The 16,566-nt window shown below is 65.3% G+C and carries 15 protein-coding genes; 3 read left to right on the top strand and 12 right to left on the bottom strand.

Features of this window, described 5'->3' with window-relative positions; translation table 11 throughout:
• Positions 1-11: 11 nt before the first annotated feature.
• From ACMGF5_RS24730 to ACMGF5_RS24765, 8 genes are all read right to left on the bottom strand, one after another.
• Positions 12-428, bottom strand: coding sequence for a DUF6691 family protein (locus ACMGF5_RS24730; RefSeq protein WP_251962844.1), 417 nt, complete (start codon positions 426-428; stop codon positions 12-14).
• A 2-nt stretch (positions 429-430) separates the two neighbouring features.
• Positions 431-865: a YeeE/YedE family protein gene (locus tag ACMGF5_RS24735; protein WP_046785774.1), complete on the bottom strand. Its 435-nt coding sequence runs from the start codon at positions 863-865 to the stop codon at positions 431-433.
• 94 nt (positions 866-959) lie between these two features.
• Positions 960-2,279: a serine hydrolase domain-containing protein gene (locus ACMGF5_RS24740; protein WP_237858765.1), complete on the bottom strand. Its 1,320-nt coding sequence runs from the start codon at positions 2,277-2,279 to the stop codon at positions 960-962.
• 20 nt (positions 2,280-2,299) lie between these two features.
• Positions 2,300-4,153 (bottom strand): DUF1302 domain-containing protein, encoded by a 1,854-nt coding sequence (locus tag ACMGF5_RS24745; protein WP_414157380.1) that lies wholly within the window; start codon positions 4,151-4,153, stop codon positions 2,300-2,302.
• 236 nt (positions 4,154-4,389) lie between these two features.
• The gene (locus tag ACMGF5_RS24750; RefSeq protein ID WP_115274428.1) at positions 4,390-4,821 is read right to left on the bottom strand and encodes an acyl-CoA thioesterase; all 432 of its coding nucleotides are present in this window, start codon (positions 4,819-4,821) and stop codon (positions 4,390-4,392) included.
• Positions 4,822-4,823: 2 nt separating this feature from the next.
• Complete coding sequence (locus tag ACMGF5_RS24755; protein WP_237858767.1) at positions 4,824-5,987, bottom strand: iron-containing alcohol dehydrogenase; 1,164 nt, start codon at positions 5,985-5,987, stop codon at positions 4,824-4,826.
• Between the two features lie 41 nt (positions 5,988-6,028).
• The gene (locus ACMGF5_RS24760) at positions 6,029-7,816 is read right to left on the bottom strand and encodes an acyl-CoA dehydrogenase C-terminal domain-containing protein (protein ID WP_414157381.1); all 1,788 of its coding nucleotides are present in this window, start codon (positions 7,814-7,816) and stop codon (positions 6,029-6,031) included.
• On the bottom strand, positions 7,813-9,084 hold the full coding sequence (locus ACMGF5_RS24765; protein ID WP_414157382.1) for a 3-hydroxyacyl-CoA dehydrogenase NAD-binding domain-containing protein: 1,272 nt from the start codon (positions 9,082-9,084) through the stop codon (positions 7,813-7,815). The genes ACMGF5_RS24760 and ACMGF5_RS24765 overlap by 4 nt, the downstream gene beginning before the upstream one ends.
• 67 nt (positions 9,085-9,151) lie before the next feature.
• On the opposite strand from ACMGF5_RS24765, the gene ACMGF5_RS24770 reads away from it, so the two are divergent.
• Positions 9,152-10,051, top strand: a complete 900-nt coding sequence (locus ACMGF5_RS24770; RefSeq protein ID WP_414157383.1) for a LysR family transcriptional regulator — start codon at positions 9,152-9,154, stop codon at positions 10,049-10,051.
• A gap of 101 nt (positions 10,052-10,152) precedes the next feature.
• On the top strand, positions 10,153-12,111 hold the full coding sequence (locus ACMGF5_RS24775; RefSeq protein WP_414157384.1) for an alkyl/aryl-sulfatase: 1,959 nt from the start codon (positions 10,153-10,155) through the stop codon (positions 12,109-12,111).
• Between the two features lie 18 nt (positions 12,112-12,129).
• Here ACMGF5_RS24775 and ACMGF5_RS24780 read toward each other — a convergent pair whose 3' ends face one another.
• From ACMGF5_RS24780 to ACMGF5_RS24790, 3 genes are read right to left on the bottom strand one after another with little or no spacing between them, the layout of a single operon-like run.
• Positions 12,130-12,429: a DUF202 domain-containing protein gene (locus ACMGF5_RS24780; RefSeq protein ID WP_196996580.1), complete on the bottom strand. Its 300-nt coding sequence runs from the start codon at positions 12,427-12,429 to the stop codon at positions 12,130-12,132.
• Positions 12,422-12,808 (bottom strand): YidH family protein, encoded by a 387-nt coding sequence (locus tag ACMGF5_RS24785; protein WP_012314999.1) that lies wholly within the window; start codon positions 12,806-12,808, stop codon positions 12,422-12,424. Before ACMGF5_RS24785 ends, ACMGF5_RS24780 begins: the two co-directional genes overlap by 8 nt.
• A 28-nt stretch (positions 12,809-12,836) precedes the next feature.
• Positions 12,837-14,183 (bottom strand): DUF1329 domain-containing protein, encoded by a 1,347-nt coding sequence (locus tag ACMGF5_RS24790; protein WP_161871521.1) that lies wholly within the window; start codon positions 14,181-14,183, stop codon positions 12,837-12,839.
• Positions 14,184-14,338: 155 nt separating this feature from the next.
• Between ACMGF5_RS24790 and ACMGF5_RS24795 the strand changes: the two genes are divergently transcribed.
• On the top strand, positions 14,339-15,301 hold the full coding sequence (locus tag ACMGF5_RS24795; protein WP_404602099.1) for a LysR family transcriptional regulator: 963 nt from the start codon (positions 14,339-14,341) through the stop codon (positions 15,299-15,301).
• Here the strand turns inward: ACMGF5_RS24795 and ACMGF5_RS24800 are convergent.
• Positions 15,286-16,560 carry an MFS transporter gene (locus tag ACMGF5_RS24800; RefSeq protein WP_414157880.1) on the bottom strand — a complete coding sequence of 425 codons (1,275 nt, stop codon included), beginning with the start codon at positions 16,558-16,560 and terminating at the stop codon, positions 15,286-15,288. The two genes, ACMGF5_RS24795 and ACMGF5_RS24800, sit on opposite strands and share 16 nt — an antisense overlap.
• Positions 16,561-16,566 lie beyond the last annotated feature (6 nt).

A 16,566-nucleotide genomic window follows, 5' to 3' on the forward strand; every position in this document is an offset into this window, starting at 1 on the left:
CGCAGACCTCATCAAGACGTACGCCTCTGCAGCACAGTGAACGCATACATCCCCGCCAGCATTGCCACTACGAATACCAGTACCTGCCAGTGCCCGGTAAGCGAGATGGCGACCGCAGGCCCCGGGCAGATGCCGGCAATGCCCCAGCCTATGCCGAACACCAGGCTGCCACCGATCAGGCGGGCGTCCAGCTCCCTTTTCACAGGTATCTGCATGGGGGCGCCAAGCAACGACCGCTTGTGTTTGCGTGCCCAGTTCAGCGGAGCAGCCGCCACCGCGATGGCCCCTGCCATCACCAGTGCGAGTGACGGATCCCAGGCCCCGGCCACATCGAGAAAAGCCAACACCTTGGCGGGGTTCGCCATGCCTGCCAACAACAGGCCAAGACCAAAGATCAAGCCGGCGAAAAAAGCTGTCAACTTGCTCATTCTCAGGCCCCCAGCGCATGGCGGATGACGTACACGGTCGCAAAACCGCTGGCCATGAAGCACACCGTGGCCACGATTGAACGGGGTGACAAGCGCGAGACTCCACACACACCGTGGCCACTGGTACAGCCTGAGCCGTACCGTGTCCCAAGGCCAACCAGCAGCCCGGCAATCACCAACGCCGGCCACGAGGTGTCGATCTCGATTTCCGGCAGCACGGCGAACAGCCCCCACACCAATGGCGCGATCAGCAGGCCGAGAAGAAACAGCGCCTTCTCGCCCCAGCCCTCACTGCCCCATTGCATCACACCTGCAAGCAGGCCGCTGATGCCGGCGATGCGACCATTGGCCAGAATGAACAGGCTGGCGGCCAGCCCGATCAAGGCCCCTCCCCCCAAAGCACTCCAGGGTGTGAAGTTGATCCAATCAATGTTCATGTTGCATCTCCGGCGCAGTGAAGCTGGTATAGGGCGTTGAACAGCACATCAACATGGCAGGCATGATAACGATTTGTCAGGCGCCCCACACCGCTCAACCCGGCAGCGCCGCCAACACCGCAGTGACCATGCCGTTGAACGTCGCCGGCGAGTCCACCACGCGCGCAGTGACTTTCGCCTCACCGTCGGCACGGGTGGCGCGCCGGGCCTGGTCGGCAGTGGCCGAGAGCTTGACGATCACCACTTCGCGGCGCGGGTTGATATAGATTTTCTGGCCGAAGCGCCCGCTGGCCTCGACAGAGCCATCGCCATCGTTTTTTTGGTACCAGTAGTTGCGATAAGCGTAGCCCGGGCGGCCGGGGGCAAGGTTGCCTTGGGCAAACAACGCCGGGTCGGCGGGCTGGAAAGTGCTGCGCACCGCTTGGTTGAAGCTGTCATCCTTGACGTCACGGGCCAGCTCGCGGCGCACCCGTTCGGCGAAGCGCGCGCTGTCGCGCAGGTTGCAGCTGATACCGCCGCTGGCCATCTCGGTACCGAGCGGGTCGACTTGAACATAGGCATCGTCCTGGGCAAAGCGTGACCAGATACGTTGTTCAACCAGTTGGGCCCAGTTCAGCCCGGTGATGCGCCGCAGCGCCCAGGCCAACGCTTCGGGTGAACCGTTCTGGTAGAAGAACAACGGTTTGGCGCCTGAGCCGGACGCCTTTCGTGCGTGCTGGAGGAAACTGTAGATATCCCCCGGCATGCCCTCGGCCCGAGGTATCAGCCCGGTAGCGGCAAACAGCCCAAGGTCCGGCGGCACTTGCGGCGGGTACTCCACAGCCACCTGCATGTCGAGGTTGGCTTGCACCGTCGCCTCGCCAAACGGCGTGCCGCTGAGTTCCGGCACGTAATGCGCCAGTGTACGTTGCGGGTCCAGCGTGCCTTCGGCGATCAGTTGGGCGGCGATCAGGCCAGTCACCGACTTGGTCATCGAGGCCCAGATATGCGGCTGGCCGGGTTGGAAGCCCTCCAGATAACGCTCGTACACCACCTGGCCACGGTGCAGCACGATAAGCCCGTCGGTGCTGGTCTGTTGCAGGTAGCTCGCCAACGTCAGGGGCTGCTCGCCGGCGGCGAACGCCACCTGATCCAGTGGCAGTTCGGTGCCGGCAGGCAAGGCTAGCGGCGTGGAAGCGCGGCCGATCCCCCGGGTCGGCGAAACCTCGCGGGCGTGGCGCATGGACCAGCGCAGGTAAGGTGGCTGGAACGCGTTGGCCTGGTTCACGCGCAACTGCGGTGCGGGTGGAAACCCTTGCATCACGCCCTGCTCTGCCGGTGCGCTGCTGGCCATGCCCGGGGCAAGTGTACTGGCCAGCATCAGAGCGATGGCCGGCAGGTTGGCGGGTGAAGCGTGCATGCTGCGTTTGGACATTGTCTTGCTCCTGGGTTGGTCTAGAAGTTGGCGCCCACGCTGAATGCCACATAGTCGCGGTCGCCGCGGGTGCCGTAATCGCCATCGAGATAATCGGTGTAGGCAAGGCTTGCCCAATACTTGGTGGCCAGCGCCACGTCGACGCCCAGGCTGATCGAGCGCGAGCCTTCATTGAAGCCCGAGCCGTCGGCAGGCGAATAGCCTTTCACATCGTGGGACCAGGCCAGGTTGGGACGGATGTCCACGCCCGGGACCAGGTTCTGATAGCTCCAGGTCGCGCGCAGGCGGTAGCCCCAGGAAAACGGCGTGACGAACCCTTCGCCGTTGCAGTCGCCAGGGCTTCTCGAAATCGCCTGGCAAAGGCTGTTGTCGGCCAGCTCTCCGTTGCCGTAGGCCCCGGAGCGGCCATAGCGCGGCCCGAAACGCCCCTCGAGCCCACCCACATAGGTTGCGCCCACCTCCCCCATCAACAGCAGCTGGTTGGCCCCCATGACCTGGCTGAACGCTTGCACTGCCGACACTTGGGCCTGGGTCACCTCTTTGCGTCGATAACCGTCGAACAACGTATCGTCGGTCGAAGGGCGCAGGCCTTCGGCGTTGAGCGGGCTGCGGCCCGGGGCGTTGAGCAGCGACTGCAGTACATCGTTGCCGTTGAGCTGCACCGGCTGGTTGGGGCGGTGACTCAACTCCCCCTGCACAGCGGTACCGTTGTGCAGGGTGGTGGCGAAGGTGATGCCGTAGAGCCGGATATCCTCAGGGTACTGCGCCAGGTACTGCGAGGTTCCCATGCGCAGGGCGCCGGCCAAGGTCTGCCCCGCGCTCGAAGCCAGGAAGGCACCGCAGCCGGACAGGGGCACGCCAATGTTGCCGCACAAGTCCCTGGCAAAACCGGTATTGGCGAAGTAGCGGCTGCTGACGGTACCCAGGTAGGGAGAGCGGCTGTGGTAGTTGGCCGCGAACAGGCCAAACTCGGTATCCAGCGCTTGGACATACCAGTGCAAGGCAAAACCCCATTGGCCTCCATTGCGCGCATCCTGGTCGGCCCCGCGCGGCACGCGCACGCCCTCATCTGTCAGCGTCACGCCCATGGACGCCAGCGCTTGGGAAACCCCCGGGTTGGTGACCATCTGCCCACCGACATCCAGGCCTTGGCAGCCCTCGGGCATGAAGTCATTGCCGGAGAAGAAGGTCGCACAGTTGTCCAACCGGGTCTGCTCCCAGTCCAGTTGGTAGAAGGCGTCGAATGACAGGGCCTGGTTGAGGTTTTGCGTGACATACAACAGGTTGACCGGCGCCAGCGCGTCTTTGACCTCTGAGCCTGGCCGGCGCAGTGCGGCCTGATTGAACGGGCTGATCACGTTCAGCCCCCCCTGAATGAACAGGCTTTCGCCCCAGTTCACCACCTGATTGCCAAGGCGCACTGAGCCGGGCTCACCGTCGATGTCGTAGAGGGCATAGGCAAACGCATCGAGCAGTTCCGCTGCGGCGGTTTTGGCCGATGCCTGGCGGTTGTGGTCGTCGATGTCGACAGCACGCTGGCTGTGGTCGCGTTGCACCGTGTCATACCAGTAGGTGCCGCGCAGAAACACCCCGACGTTGTCCCGCTGCAGTTCCAGGTCATGGGTTGCTTTGAAAATGGCCGAGAACACATCACCCGAGCGGTAGTTCCGCCGGCCGTCATTACTGTTGGCGGCCTGCAACAGCTGCTTGTCGGGGTTGGCTGTACTGACGGCGGTGCCGAAAGAAAGCGCCGTATCGAAGCGGCCTTCGAGCGGGCCGGCCTGGAATTGCAGGGCAGCCGCCGGGGTGGCGAGCAGGCAGCATAGAGCCGCCAGCGGCGCTTGGCGCCGGCAGAAATGGATGTATACGCTCACTCTTAACCTCTTGTTGTTTTATTCGAGAGTGAAAGGTGGGGTACCACAGATGAGGTACCGGCCGCCCAGGCTGGCGGTATCGGTAATGTGGATTATCGGGGCAGTGAAAGCGGGCTCACAAATAGCGTCTTCGGATCAGTGCCATGCCGGATTGTTATGGCCTGGGCGGAGGTTGGGCGAGGCGTTCGGGGGCCTGACTGGGGTGGGGGGCGTCAATCGAGCGCCCCCAGATGACCTCAAACAGCCAACAGTTCCAAGGCCCTGCGCACCTTGCCTGGTATGGCAACCGCGCGCTGCTCACGACGATCAACGAACACATGGGTAAAGCGACCGGCTGCGCACGCTTCAGGCTCGCCCTCGACGAAAACGGCCAGCGCGTAGTGCACCGAGCTGTTACCTGTGCCCGTGACCGCGATACCCACTTCGATGCGTTGCGGAAAGGCGACCGCGGCGAAGTAGTCACAAGCAGACCCGACCACATAGGCCACGACCGGGTCGCGGTGGATATCCAGACCGGCATGCTCGATCAGCCAGGTGTTCACGGCGCTGTCAAAAAACCCGTAGTAGACGACATTGTTCACATGCCCATACAGGTCGTTGTCGTGCCAACGCGTGGTGATCGGCTGGAAGTGGCGATAGGCGCCGCGTAGCGGGCGTTCCCTGGCCATGATCAGAACGCCGCCTGGTAGAGTTCGACAGCATCGGCGAGGGTGACCTTGCGCGGGTTGTTCACCAGCAGGCGCTGCTGCTGCAGGGCCTCTTCAGCAAGCTGTTGCAAGCTGTGGCGGGGCACGCCGACATCACGCAACCGGCTCGGCAAGCCGCAGCGTGGTGCCAATTGCTCCAGCTCGGCAATGAACTGGCTGCACAACTCATGGGGGCCGCCAGGCACCAGCCGCTCGCCCAACAGCGCCGGCGCCAGCGCCGCGTAGTCGGCGAATGCCTCGCTACGGTTGAAGCGCATAACATGCGGCAGCACCAAGGCATTGGCCAGCCCGTGCGGTACGTGGAAACGCGCCCCCAGCGGGTAGGCCAAGGCATGCACCGCAGCGACCGGCGCATTGGCGAATGCCTGGCCCGCCAGGCAAGCCCCCAGCAGCATGGCCTGACGGGCCTGCAGATTACCGCCGTTGTGCACCGCCTGGTCGAGGTTGCCTGCCAGCAGTGTCAAGGCCTCGCGAGCCAGCAAGCTGGACATTGGGTTGCGTTTGAACTTGCTGGTGCTGGCTTCGATGGCATGGACCATCGCGTCGATGCCCGTGGCGGCGGTGATCGCCGGTGGCAGGCCCAGGGTGCGTTCGGCATCGAGCAGCGCAAGGTCAGGCAGCAGTAGCGGTGAAATCACCGCCATCTTGGCGCACTCGCCGGTGGTGATCACGGCAATGGGCGTGACCTCCGAGCCGGTGCCGGCGGTGGTGGGCACCTGGATCAGGGGTAGGCGCTGGCCCTTGGCCTGGTCAATGCCATACACCGCCTCCAGGGTCTGGTCGCACCCTGGGTGGGCCAGCAGCGCCACCAGTTTGGCGACGTCCATGGAGCTGCCGCCGCCGAAACCGACAATCAGCTCGGCACCGATATGCCGGGCCCGGCCGACGGCGGCCAGCACGCAGGCATGGCTGGGGTCGGCGCTGACATCACTGAAAATCGCCGCGCTCAGGTTCGCCTGGGTGAAGCCAGGCAGTACATCGTCAAGCATCCCCAGGCTGACGATACCGGGGTCGGTGACGATCAGCACACGGCGCACGCCGCGTTGCTGGCACAGCTGGGCCAGGCGGCCAGCGGCGCCCGGTTCACAGAGCAGCTGGGCGGTGGTGGCAAAACTGAATGGCTGCATGTTCATGTTCCTTTTGTTCTTGTGGGTGAACGGCACAGCGATCAGAAGGCGAAGTGCGCTTCATCCAGGCTCATCAGGCACGGGGCGCCGCCACGCAACGCCTCACAGTGGGCACTTGCGCGCGGCAGGATGCGCCGCCAGTAAAAGTCCGCTGCGTGCAACTTGGCCTGGTAGAACGCGCTGTCGCCGCTGCCAGCGGCCAGTGCCGCACTGGCCCGCTCGGCCGCCCGCAGCCACAACGCAGCCAGCAGCACATAGCCTGAATAGGCAAGAAAATCGACCGACACCGCTCCAATTTCCTGGGGGTCGCAGCGGCAGGCGTCGAGCACCTCGGCGCTCAGGTTGCGCCACTCCTGCAAGCGCAGGGTCACTGCCCCGGCCATCCCTGTCAGGTCATCTGCGCGGCACTCGTGCGCCGCCTCCAGCAGTTCATCGATCAACAGGCGCAGCTGCTCGCCGCCGTCGGCCAGTACCTTGCGGCGCACAAGGTCCAGGGCCTGGATGCCATTGGTACCCTCATACAGCTGGGTGATCCGGCTGTCGCGCATCAACTGCTCCATGCCCCACTCGCGAATGTAGCCATGGCCGCCATACAGCTGCACGCCCAGGCTGGCGACCTCCTGGCCGACATCGGTGAGGAAGGCCTTGACCACCGGAATCAGCAGCGCCGCCCGACGCCCGGCGGCGGCCTGCACTTCAGGCTGCGCCGCACCCTGTTCCAGGTCGAGCGCCTGGGCGGCGTAGGCCGCCAGCATCCGGCAGCCCTCGCTGAGGGTCTTCTGGGTCAGCAGCATGCGCCGCACGTCAGGGTGGCAGATGATCGGGTCGGCGCTGCGCTCGGGCGCCACCGGGCCGGCCAGGCTGCGCGACTGCAAGCGCTCACGGGCATAAGTCAGGCCGCCCTGGAACGCCGCTTCGGCAATGCCCAGCCCCTGCAGCCCCACCTGAAAGCGCGCATCGTTCATCATGGTGAACATGCAGGCCAGGCCCTGGTTGGCCTCACCCACCAGCCAGCCGCGGGCGCCGTCGAAGTTCATCACGCAGGTGGCAGCCCCCTTGATGCCCATCTTGTGCTCGAGGGCACCGCAGCCCAGGGCGTTGGCCCCCCCCGGCCCACCGTCAGCCGCGCACTCGAACTTGGGCACCAGGAACAGGCTGATGCCGCGCACTCCGGCCGGCGCATCGGGCAACCGGGCCAGCACCAGGTGGATGATGTTGTCGGTCAGGTCCTGGTCGCCGCCACTGATGAAGATCTTGCTGCCACTGATGCGATAGCTGCCATCGCCTTGTGGCTCGGCACGGGTACGCAGCAGCGCCAGGTCGGTGCCAGCCTGCGGCTCGGTCAGGCACATGGTGCCGGCCCACTCGCCGCTGACCAGTTTGCCCAGGTAGTCGCGCTTGAGCGCCGGGCTGCCATGCCGGTGCAGGGCCAGCACAGCACCCTCGGTGAGGCCCGAATAGATACGAAACGCCAGCGAGGCGCTCATCAGCATTTCGTGAAAGCAGGCTGCAACCATCTGCGGCAGGCCCTGGCCATCGTGTTCGGCCGGGCCGGTCATGCCGCCCCAGCCCTGCTCGACATACAGCCGGTAGGCCTGGCGGAAGCCTTCGGGGGTCAGCACCTGCCCCTGCTCCAGGCGGCAGCCCTGCTCGTCGCCCTGGCGATTGAGCGGGGCCACCACCTCGCTGGCAAAGCGAGCGCCTTGTTCAAGAATGCCATCGATGGTTTCACGGTCCAGGCCGTTGCTCAGGCGGGCGCAATGTTGCGTCACATCGAAGACTTCATGCAGGACGAACTGCATGTCACGCAGGGGGGCTCGGTAGTTCATGCGCGGCCCTCGCTCACGTCAGCCAGCTGTTTGCCGGCCGCGACTAGGCGCATCAGCAGGCCAGCAGGTCGCCAGTGCTCGCCAAACAGGCCCTGCAGCCGCTCCAGCCTGGCCAGCAGTACCCCCAGCCCTTGTCGATCGGCCCAGCACATCGGCCCGCCGGTCTCTGCCGGGAAGCCATACCCATGCAAGTAGACCCGGTCGATGTCCTGGCTACCACTGGCTATGCCCTGCTCAAGAATTTTCGCCCCTTCATTGACCAGCGCCAGCAGGCAGCGCTCACGGATCTCCTCGTCATCGATCGCGCGCCGACGCACACCCAGGTCCTGAGCGACCTTGAGCACCAAAGCATCGACCTCGGGGTCATGCAAGGCTTCGCGGCTGCCGGGTGCGTAACGGTAATAGCCCTGGCCAACCTTCTGCCCGAAACGGCCGAGCGCGCACAAAGCATTGTCGACCTGGACCAACGGGGCATCCATCCCCTCCCCGGCCAGTTGACGTGCGCGCCACTCCAGGTCGATGCCGACCACGTCATACATGCGGAACGGGCCCATGGCAAAGCCGAACCCCTGAAGCGCCTCGTCCACCTGCCGCGGTGTGGCGCCCTCGAGCAGCAACTGCCGGGCCTCGGCGACATAGGTACGCAGCATGCGGTTGCCGATGAAACCGGGGCAGTTGCCTGCCACCACCACCTCCTTACCCATGCGCTGGCCCAGCGCCACAGCCGCGTCCAGCACTGCGGGCGCGGTAAGCTGCCCGCGCACCACCTCCAGCAGCTTCATCACATGCGCCGGGCTGAAAAAGTGCAGCCCCAACACCTGTTCAGGCCGCCCGGTGACGGCGGCGATGGCATCGATGTCCAGCGCCGAGGTATTGCTGGCCAGGATAGCTTCAGGCTTGAGCGTGCTGTCCAGGGTGCGGAAGATCTCTTGCTTGAGCGCCAGGTTTTCGTACACCGCTTCAATCACCAGGTCGGCCTCGGCCAGCTCGGTGTAGGCCGTTACCTGCCGCACCCGCGCCAGGCAGGCATCGGCCTGGGCTTGGTCGATACGGCCTTTGGCGACCTGCTGGGCCCAAGTCTGCGCGAGCATGGCAAGGCCAGCCTCGGTGGCGCTGGGGTCGTTGTCCAGCCACAGCACAGGCAGCCCGGCACGGGCCAGGCTGATGACGATGCCGCGGCCCATGGTCCCGGCCCCGATCACGGCAGCCTGCTGAACGTTGTAGGAAGTACTCACGCGTGACACTCCTGATTCGGTAGGTGAAGGCATTGCCCTCACCCTAGTCAGGCGCCTACTATTTTTGAAATTCTAATTTTCCATCCCATGTATTTTTCACATGAATATATCCAACTTCGATCTCAACTTGCTGCGCGTGCTGGACATGCTGCTGCGTGAACAGAACGTGTCACGCGCTGCCGAGCGTCTGGCGTTGACCCAGCCTACAGTGAGCAACGCCTTGGCGCGCCTACGCGACGTTCTCGGTGACCCGCTGCTGGTGCGGGTCGGCCGACGCATGCGCCCCACCCCCCGCGCCCTGGCCCTGGAAGGGCCGATTCGCGCGGCGCTGCAACAGATCGAGCAGACGCTCGGCGCCGGCGACAGCTTCGACCCGGGCCGCAGCCACAGGCAACTGCGCATTGCCCTGACCGACTTCGCCGAACAATTGTGCATGCCCAGGTTGCTCGCCACCCTGCAAACCCAGGCGCCGCACTTGCGCGTGGATGTGCTGCACCTGGCACCCAACCTGCCAGCCGAAGCCCTCGACCGTGGTGAACTCGACCTGGTGCTGGGGCGCTTCGACGATGTGCCGGCGCGCTACGAGCGCCGCCACTGGCGCAGCGAAACCCTGCACGTGGCGGTGCGCCAGGGGCACCCAGAGGTCGATGGCGCGCTCGATCTGCAAGCCTTCCTGGGCTTGCGTCACTTGTGGGTGCACGGCGGCCAGACCCGGGGCATGGTCGACCAGTGGCTGGCCGAACAGGGCCTGGCGCGGCGCATTGCCTACACCACGCCCAATTACCTGCAGGCCGCGCACCTGGCCGCCAGCTCCGACCTGTGCGTGGTATTGCCCACCGCACTGGCCCGCCATTTCGCCCAGCTACTGCCCTTGCAGGTCTTTGACCTGCCTTTCGCCCTGGAGCCCTTCGAGCTGGAACTGGTGTACCTTGCCCACCGTCAGCACGACCCGGCACTGGCCTGGCTGGTAGCGCGCATCATGGACATACGCGGCGGCTGAGCCATCGCATTCAGGTATGGCCACCCATGCAAGAGTGGTATTGGTTTGCCGGCAACCTCTGTCCTTAGAGTGGTTGCCCCCATAACAACAAGGACCACCCCATGCGCCTACGCTACCTGCCCATCCTGCTGGCCCTCGCCCTGCCCTCTGCGGTGCTTGCCCAGGCGCCGGCCAACGATGCCACCGACCTGACGCGCCAAAGCAACCAGCAATGGCTGCAGCGCCTGCCCTTCGACGACCGGGCTGACTTCGACAACGCCCGCCGCGGCCTGCTGGAAAGCGTCGACCAGGCGGTGCTCAATGCCGATGGCAAAACGGTCTGGGACCTGCAGCGCTACGCCTTCCTCAAGGGCGAGGCACCGGCAACGGTCAACCCGAGCCTGTGGCGCATCGCCCAACTCAATACCATCGCCGGGCTGTTCAAGGTCACCGACCGCATCTACCAGGTACGCGGCCTGGACCTGGCCAACATGACCTTGATCGAAGGCGAGCACGGGCTGATCGTGATGGACCCGCTGCTGTCGGTCGAGACCGCCCGGGCCGGGCTGGCCATGTACTTCAGGCATCGCCCGCAACGCCCGGTGGTGGCGGTGATCTACACCCACCCACACGTCGATCATTTCGGCGGCGTGCGCGGGGTGGTCGACGAGGCCGACGTAAAGGCCGGCAAGGTCCAGGTCATTGCCCCTCAAGGTTTCTTCGAACATGCCATCAGCGAGAACGTACTGGCCGGGCCGGCGATGAAGCGCCGGGCGCAGTACATGTATGGTGCGCCGCTGCCACGCGGGCCACGCGGCCAGGTTGACGCGGGGCTGGGCAAGGGTGTGCCGGCCAATGCCACAGTCAGCCTTATCGCCCCGACTCGGCTGATCGAAAAACCGTTCGAAACCCTGCGTATCGATGGCGTCGATATCGAGTTCCAGCTCACGCCCGGCACTGAAGCACCCGCCGAGATGAACCTGTGGTTCCCTGCGTTCAAAGCCCTGTGCATGGCCGAAAACGCCTCCCATGTGCAGCACAACATACTGACCCTGCGTGGCGCACAGGTGCGCGATGCCAAGGTCTGGGCGCACTACCTGGACCAGTCGCTGCTGCGCTACGGCGATCAGGCCGAGGTGGTGTTCGCCCAGCACCATTGGCCAACCTGGGGCGGCGCGGCGATCCGTGAGTACCTGGCCGATCAGCGTGACATGTACGCCTTCCTCGACAGCCAGACGCTGCGCCTGCTCAACCGCGGCCTGACCCCTACCGAGATCGCGGCCGAACTGACCTCGCTGCCACCCCGGCTGGCCAGCAAATGGTACAGCCGCGACTACTACGGCTCGCTCAGCTACAACGTGCGGGCGGTGTATCAGCGCTACATGGGCTTCTACGACGGCAACCCGGCGACCCTCAACCCCTTGCCGCCAAGCGAGGCAGGCCAGCGCTATGTGGCGGCGCTGGGCGGCAGCGAGCGGGTGCTGACACTGGCGCGCGAGGCGTACGGCAAGGGCGACTACCGCTGGGTGGCGGAGCTCACCCGGCACCTGGTGTTCGCCCAATCCGATAACAGCGCTGCACGTGACCTGCAAGCCGATGCCCTGGAGCAACTGGGCTACCAGAGCGAGAACGCCACCTGGCGCAATGCTTACCTGACCGGTGCGCAGGAACTGCGCAACGGCGTAGCGGCCGGTGCCAGCAAAGGCGGCAGCGCCGACGACCTGGTACGCGCACTGACCCCGACGCTGTTCTTCGACTACCTGGGTGTGCGCGTCGATGCAGCCAAGGCGGCAGAGCAGGACCTGACCATCAACTGGCGCTTCACCGACCTCAACGAAGACTACGCCCTTACCCTGCGCAACGGCGTGCTCACCCACCGCGATCACGCGCAACACGCCAAAGCGGATGTGCAGATCAAAATGAGCAAGGCCACCCTGGACCGCATCGCACTGAAGCAGACCGGTTTTCTCAAGGAAGCCAAAGCGGGAGGTATCGACATCAGCGGTGAGCGCATGAAGTTCATGCGCTTCATGGCTGGGCTGGATGAGCCTGACGGGCGCTTCAATATCGTCACGCCCTGAGCACCCAATAGCGCCGCGCTAAGCAGTGCGGCGCAACCACACCCCTAGCGCCAACCCGGCCACCAGTAACGCAGTCAGCGGTACGGTGCGCGCAGCTGCCCAGCCGCGCTCGCTGCGCAACATGGCCAGGCCGCGGCGGTAGATGGCGCGTTCGCGTACCCTGCCCAGCAGCGCCAACAACACTGCCGCGCCCGCCACAGCCTCCATGCCGCCGCGCCATGCCAGGCAAGCCAGCACCAGTAAAGACAACTGTGTTCGTCGCCAGGCCAACACCGTACGCTCGGCCTGCAAACCGGTGTCGACAGTGCCGTCAGCCATGCCAACGCCCCCACAACAGCGGCACCAGTGCCGCGCAGGCCAGCGCGCAAGCCACGCTCAGCAGCGGTACCAGCCGTGGCAGCGGCAATGGCGCATCGCGACGCAGTGCGCGCTCCACCACCAGCCAGCGCCACCCAGCCCCCAGGCTTACCAGCAGGCTCGCCAGCAGCAACGCGAACTCCATGGCCAGGCGCCCGGACTGTGGCCAGGCATGCGCGGCAAAGGTTTCAAGGGCAATGGCACCACCCAGCAGTGCCAGGGCGGTGCGTAGCCATGCCAGAAAGGTGCGTTCATTGGCCAGGGTGAAGCGCGGGTCAGGTGGCTTGCCAGGCCCCAGCAACCAGCGCTCCCAGGCGCTGTAATGGTGATCGGAACTCATCGGCTGTCCTGTGTGTGACCCTGGGTGCTCAACGCAGCCCTTGGCTGCGCAGCGCCCCAGGCGAGAAGTACGAAGCGCTGGTGCGCAGATCGAAGGTGAACGGCTTGGGTTGCTCGTTGGTCAGGCCCGACAGTTGGTAACGCCCGCTGCGCAGGTCGTAGATCACCTCCATGGCGTTGACCAGTGCCTGCCCGGTGACATGGTAGTAACTGTGCGCCTGGGCCGTGCGCCACAGCCGCCCTTGGTGGTCGAAGAAGTCTGCCTCGACGATGGCCCAGCTGTCCTCGTCCAGGTAATAGCGGCGGCTGGCATAGATATGCTCGGCCCCAGGCTTGAGGGTACCGACCAGCTCCCATACCCGGTGCAATTCGTAGCGTGTTGGCTGCGGGTTGACGTGGCCTTGGCCGATCAGCGCGGTGTAGCTGAGCTGTGGCGAAGCCAGGCGATAACTGTTGTAGGGTACGTGCAGGGTTTTCTTGCCGACCAGGGTCCAGTGGTAAAGGTCGGGGGCACCGTTGAACATGTCGCGGCTGTCGGCGGTGCGCAGCCCGGCAGTGCCCGGGCTGATGTTGTCATAGGCCACTGCAGGCGCGCGCCTGACGCGCCGCTGGCTGCTGCTGTACAACCACGACAGGCGCGGCTGGGCGACCTGGTCGAGGGTTTCGTGCAGCACCAAGGCATCACCTGCCAGGCGCGATGGCGCGGTCATGCGGTAGCTCAGGTAATACAGTACGTTGCTTGCCTGGCCGCCGGGCAGCACATCGGGCCGGGCGAAGGTTTGCTGCGCGCTGAACATGACGAAGCGACCATCACGACGCGGGGTGATGCTGTCCGACGCCAAGCTGTAACTGCCGTTGCGTGGCCGCGTCAGGTGGTTCCACAGTACCTGCAGGCCATTGCGTGGCAGCGGAAACGCCAGTACCCCGGCAAAACCCTGCACGCCGTTGCCGTCATTGACCAGATGGGCGCTGGCGGCGTTGTGCCTGGCCCACTCGCTCACCCGAGCGGGCACCGCGACACTGCGGTGCGACGGGTAGACCGGCAGGCGAAAAGAGCTGGGGTAACGCTCGAACAGCGCCACCTGGCCTGCCGTGAGCTGCTCGCGATAGTGCGGGTAGTTCTGCGCAGTGATGGTGTACAGCGGCTGCTCATCGGCGTAGGGGTCCAGTGGCGTGCCGTTGACCGCCAGCGAGACCTGCCCCGGTTGCAGCCCCCCGCTCCAGGCCGGTATGCGGCCATCACTGCTGGGTGCACGCTCGGCACCCACGGGTGTCAGCTGCGGGGGCAGTGGCGCGAGTGGCGTGGCGCCAAGGTGAAGGGCCAGCAGGCTGGCATTGACGAACAGAATGCTTCGCAGCAGGGCGACAGGTTTCATGGGTTTGGCCTCTTGTTGTTGTTGGCTGACCTGGCCGGGCGGGCTTGCCTTGGCACGCCCTTTCCGGGTGATACTAGGAGCCACGCTTCGAACCCCACAAATAACGTGTTCGGATACGTGCCATATCAGTTCGGCATACCCTTGGAACCGCTGCGATGACCCTCAAACAGCTCCGCTACCTGATCGCAATCGTCGAAGCCGGCAGTTTCTCCTCGGCCGCGCGTCGCGCCTACATCGCCCAGCCGGCGCTGAGCAGGCAGATCGGCCTGCTGGAGAGTGAACTGGAAATGCAGTTGCTCGACCGCCAGCACGACGGCATCGTTCTGACCGACGCCGGGCGGCAGCTTTACGAGGTGGCCCGCCAGGTGGTGCAGAAACTCGATTCGGTGAAGGACGAGCTCAAATCAAGCCGCGGTGACCCCAAGGGGCATGTCGCCATTTCCATTCCGGCCACTGCCGCAGACCTGCTGCTGCCGGAAATCCTCAAGCGTGCCGAACAGCGCTTTCCCGGTGTGACCTTGACCGTGTGGGATGGCCTGAGCCGCAACGGTGGCCAGGCCATCGAACTGGGCAAGGTTGACTTCGGCGTGGTGCCCAACGCCGAGGAGCTTGAACATGTCGAAGCCGAGGCGATCTTTACCGAGGCGCTGTACTGGGTCGGCCCTTCAGCTGCCGGCGCCGCCGACACCATTACCCTGGCCGAAGCCGCCGCCACGCGGCTGGTGCTGCCACCAAAGGCACTGCACCTGCGCCGGCGCATCGAACAGGCGGCCATGGAAGCCGGCGTGCCGTTGGCGGCCGCCTACGAGCAGCAGTCGGCACCCGGCATCGCCAGCCTGGTGCGCGCAGGGCTGGCGGCGACCATCAGCAACTGGCCGCCGCTGTGCGAGCTGCTGGAACCTACGCAGGCACGGCTCATCGTCGAGCCACGCATCAGCCGCACCATTGCCCTGGCGCACTCACGGCACAAGCCCATGTCGTTTGCCGCAGGCTGCTTGCACGACCTGGTGCGCGGGCTGCTGATCGAACTGGTACTCGGCGGCCGTTGGCGTGGTGAGCTGATCGGCGGCGATGACGCGCCGCTCGGGTCGGTGCCCGGGGTTCAGCTGGCTGTCTGAGAGCGCGCCGGCACGCCATGCTCGACCGCAACCGGTTCACCCAGGCGCTTCAGGGTGCGCTGCGGGTTCAAGGTCACCAGGCCCGCCAGCCCGGCCACGACCAGTACGGCGCCACAGACCAGAAAGCCCTGGGCATACCCTGCAGGGTGCTCGGCGCCTGCGCCTTGCACCAGCACCCCGGTTATCACTGGCGCAGCCAGGCCGGCCAGCGAAGCGATACCGTTACCGATCGCAAGCACCCCGCCCCGCTGGGCCGTCGGGGTGAACTCGGCGAGCATGGCCGGCCCCACGGAGTACATGACCAGTGCCAGCCCGCCACTTAAAGTCAGTGCGCCAACCCGCACGGCGGTGCTCAGGCCTGGCAACATCAGCGACGCAGACAGCAGCCCGGCAAGTATCAGGCACAGCGAAACGAATACGCCGCGCGCCACGCGCGACGATACCCCACGACGCATCAGGCGTTGTGACAACCAGGCCATCAACAGGCTCAACGGCGTGGTCACCACCACGAACATCACAAAGATCCGCCCCGTCTGCAGCGGGTCGATGCCCAGGCCGACCTGCAGATAACTGGGCACCCAGGTCAGCGTCAGGGCCAGCGACCAGTTGGCGGCGAAGTGGCAGAGGTAGTTGCCCATCACGCTGGGGTCGCCCAGCAGCTTGCGATATGGTATCGCCGGCTCATCGCTCTTGAGCTGGCTGGCGCGCAGGCGCTCAAGGGTGCCCTCCTGCCCCAGCCGCCACCACAACAGGCACCACACCAGGCCGATCAGCGAAAGGATGATGAAGTTGGTGCGCCAGCCGTAGTGCAGGCTGACCCACGGGATCATCGCGCCAGCCACCAGCAGCCCCATGGCGCTACCGGCATGCAGCAGTGCCACAGGCAGGTTGCGACGGTCATTGGGAAACCACTTGTACAGCGCATGGGTGGCGACCGGCGATGCCGGCCCTTCACCGATGCCCAGTAATACGCGGCAGGCAACGATGGCCCACAGTGAAGTGGCGAACAGCATCGGCAACTGGATCACCGCCCAGAACAGGCCCATGCCCAATAGCAGCGTGCGAGTGGGGCGTCGGTTGGCCATGAAGCCTCCGACCACGGCGGACAAGGCGAAGAACCAGTGCAAAGCGCCGCCAATGAGCCCGAACTCGGTTGCCGTCAGGCCCAGTTCGGCGCTCATCGGCACCGCAACCAGGCCGATCACCACCTTATCGAGAAAGTTGACCAGCATCAGCAGGGCCAGCAGTACGGCCACCATCCAGGC

Source organism: Pseudomonas sp. BNK-15 (assembly GCF_047456105.1).
GTDB classification, from domain to species: domain Bacteria; phylum Pseudomonadota; class Gammaproteobacteria; order Pseudomonadales; family Pseudomonadaceae; genus Aquipseudomonas; species Aquipseudomonas putida_E.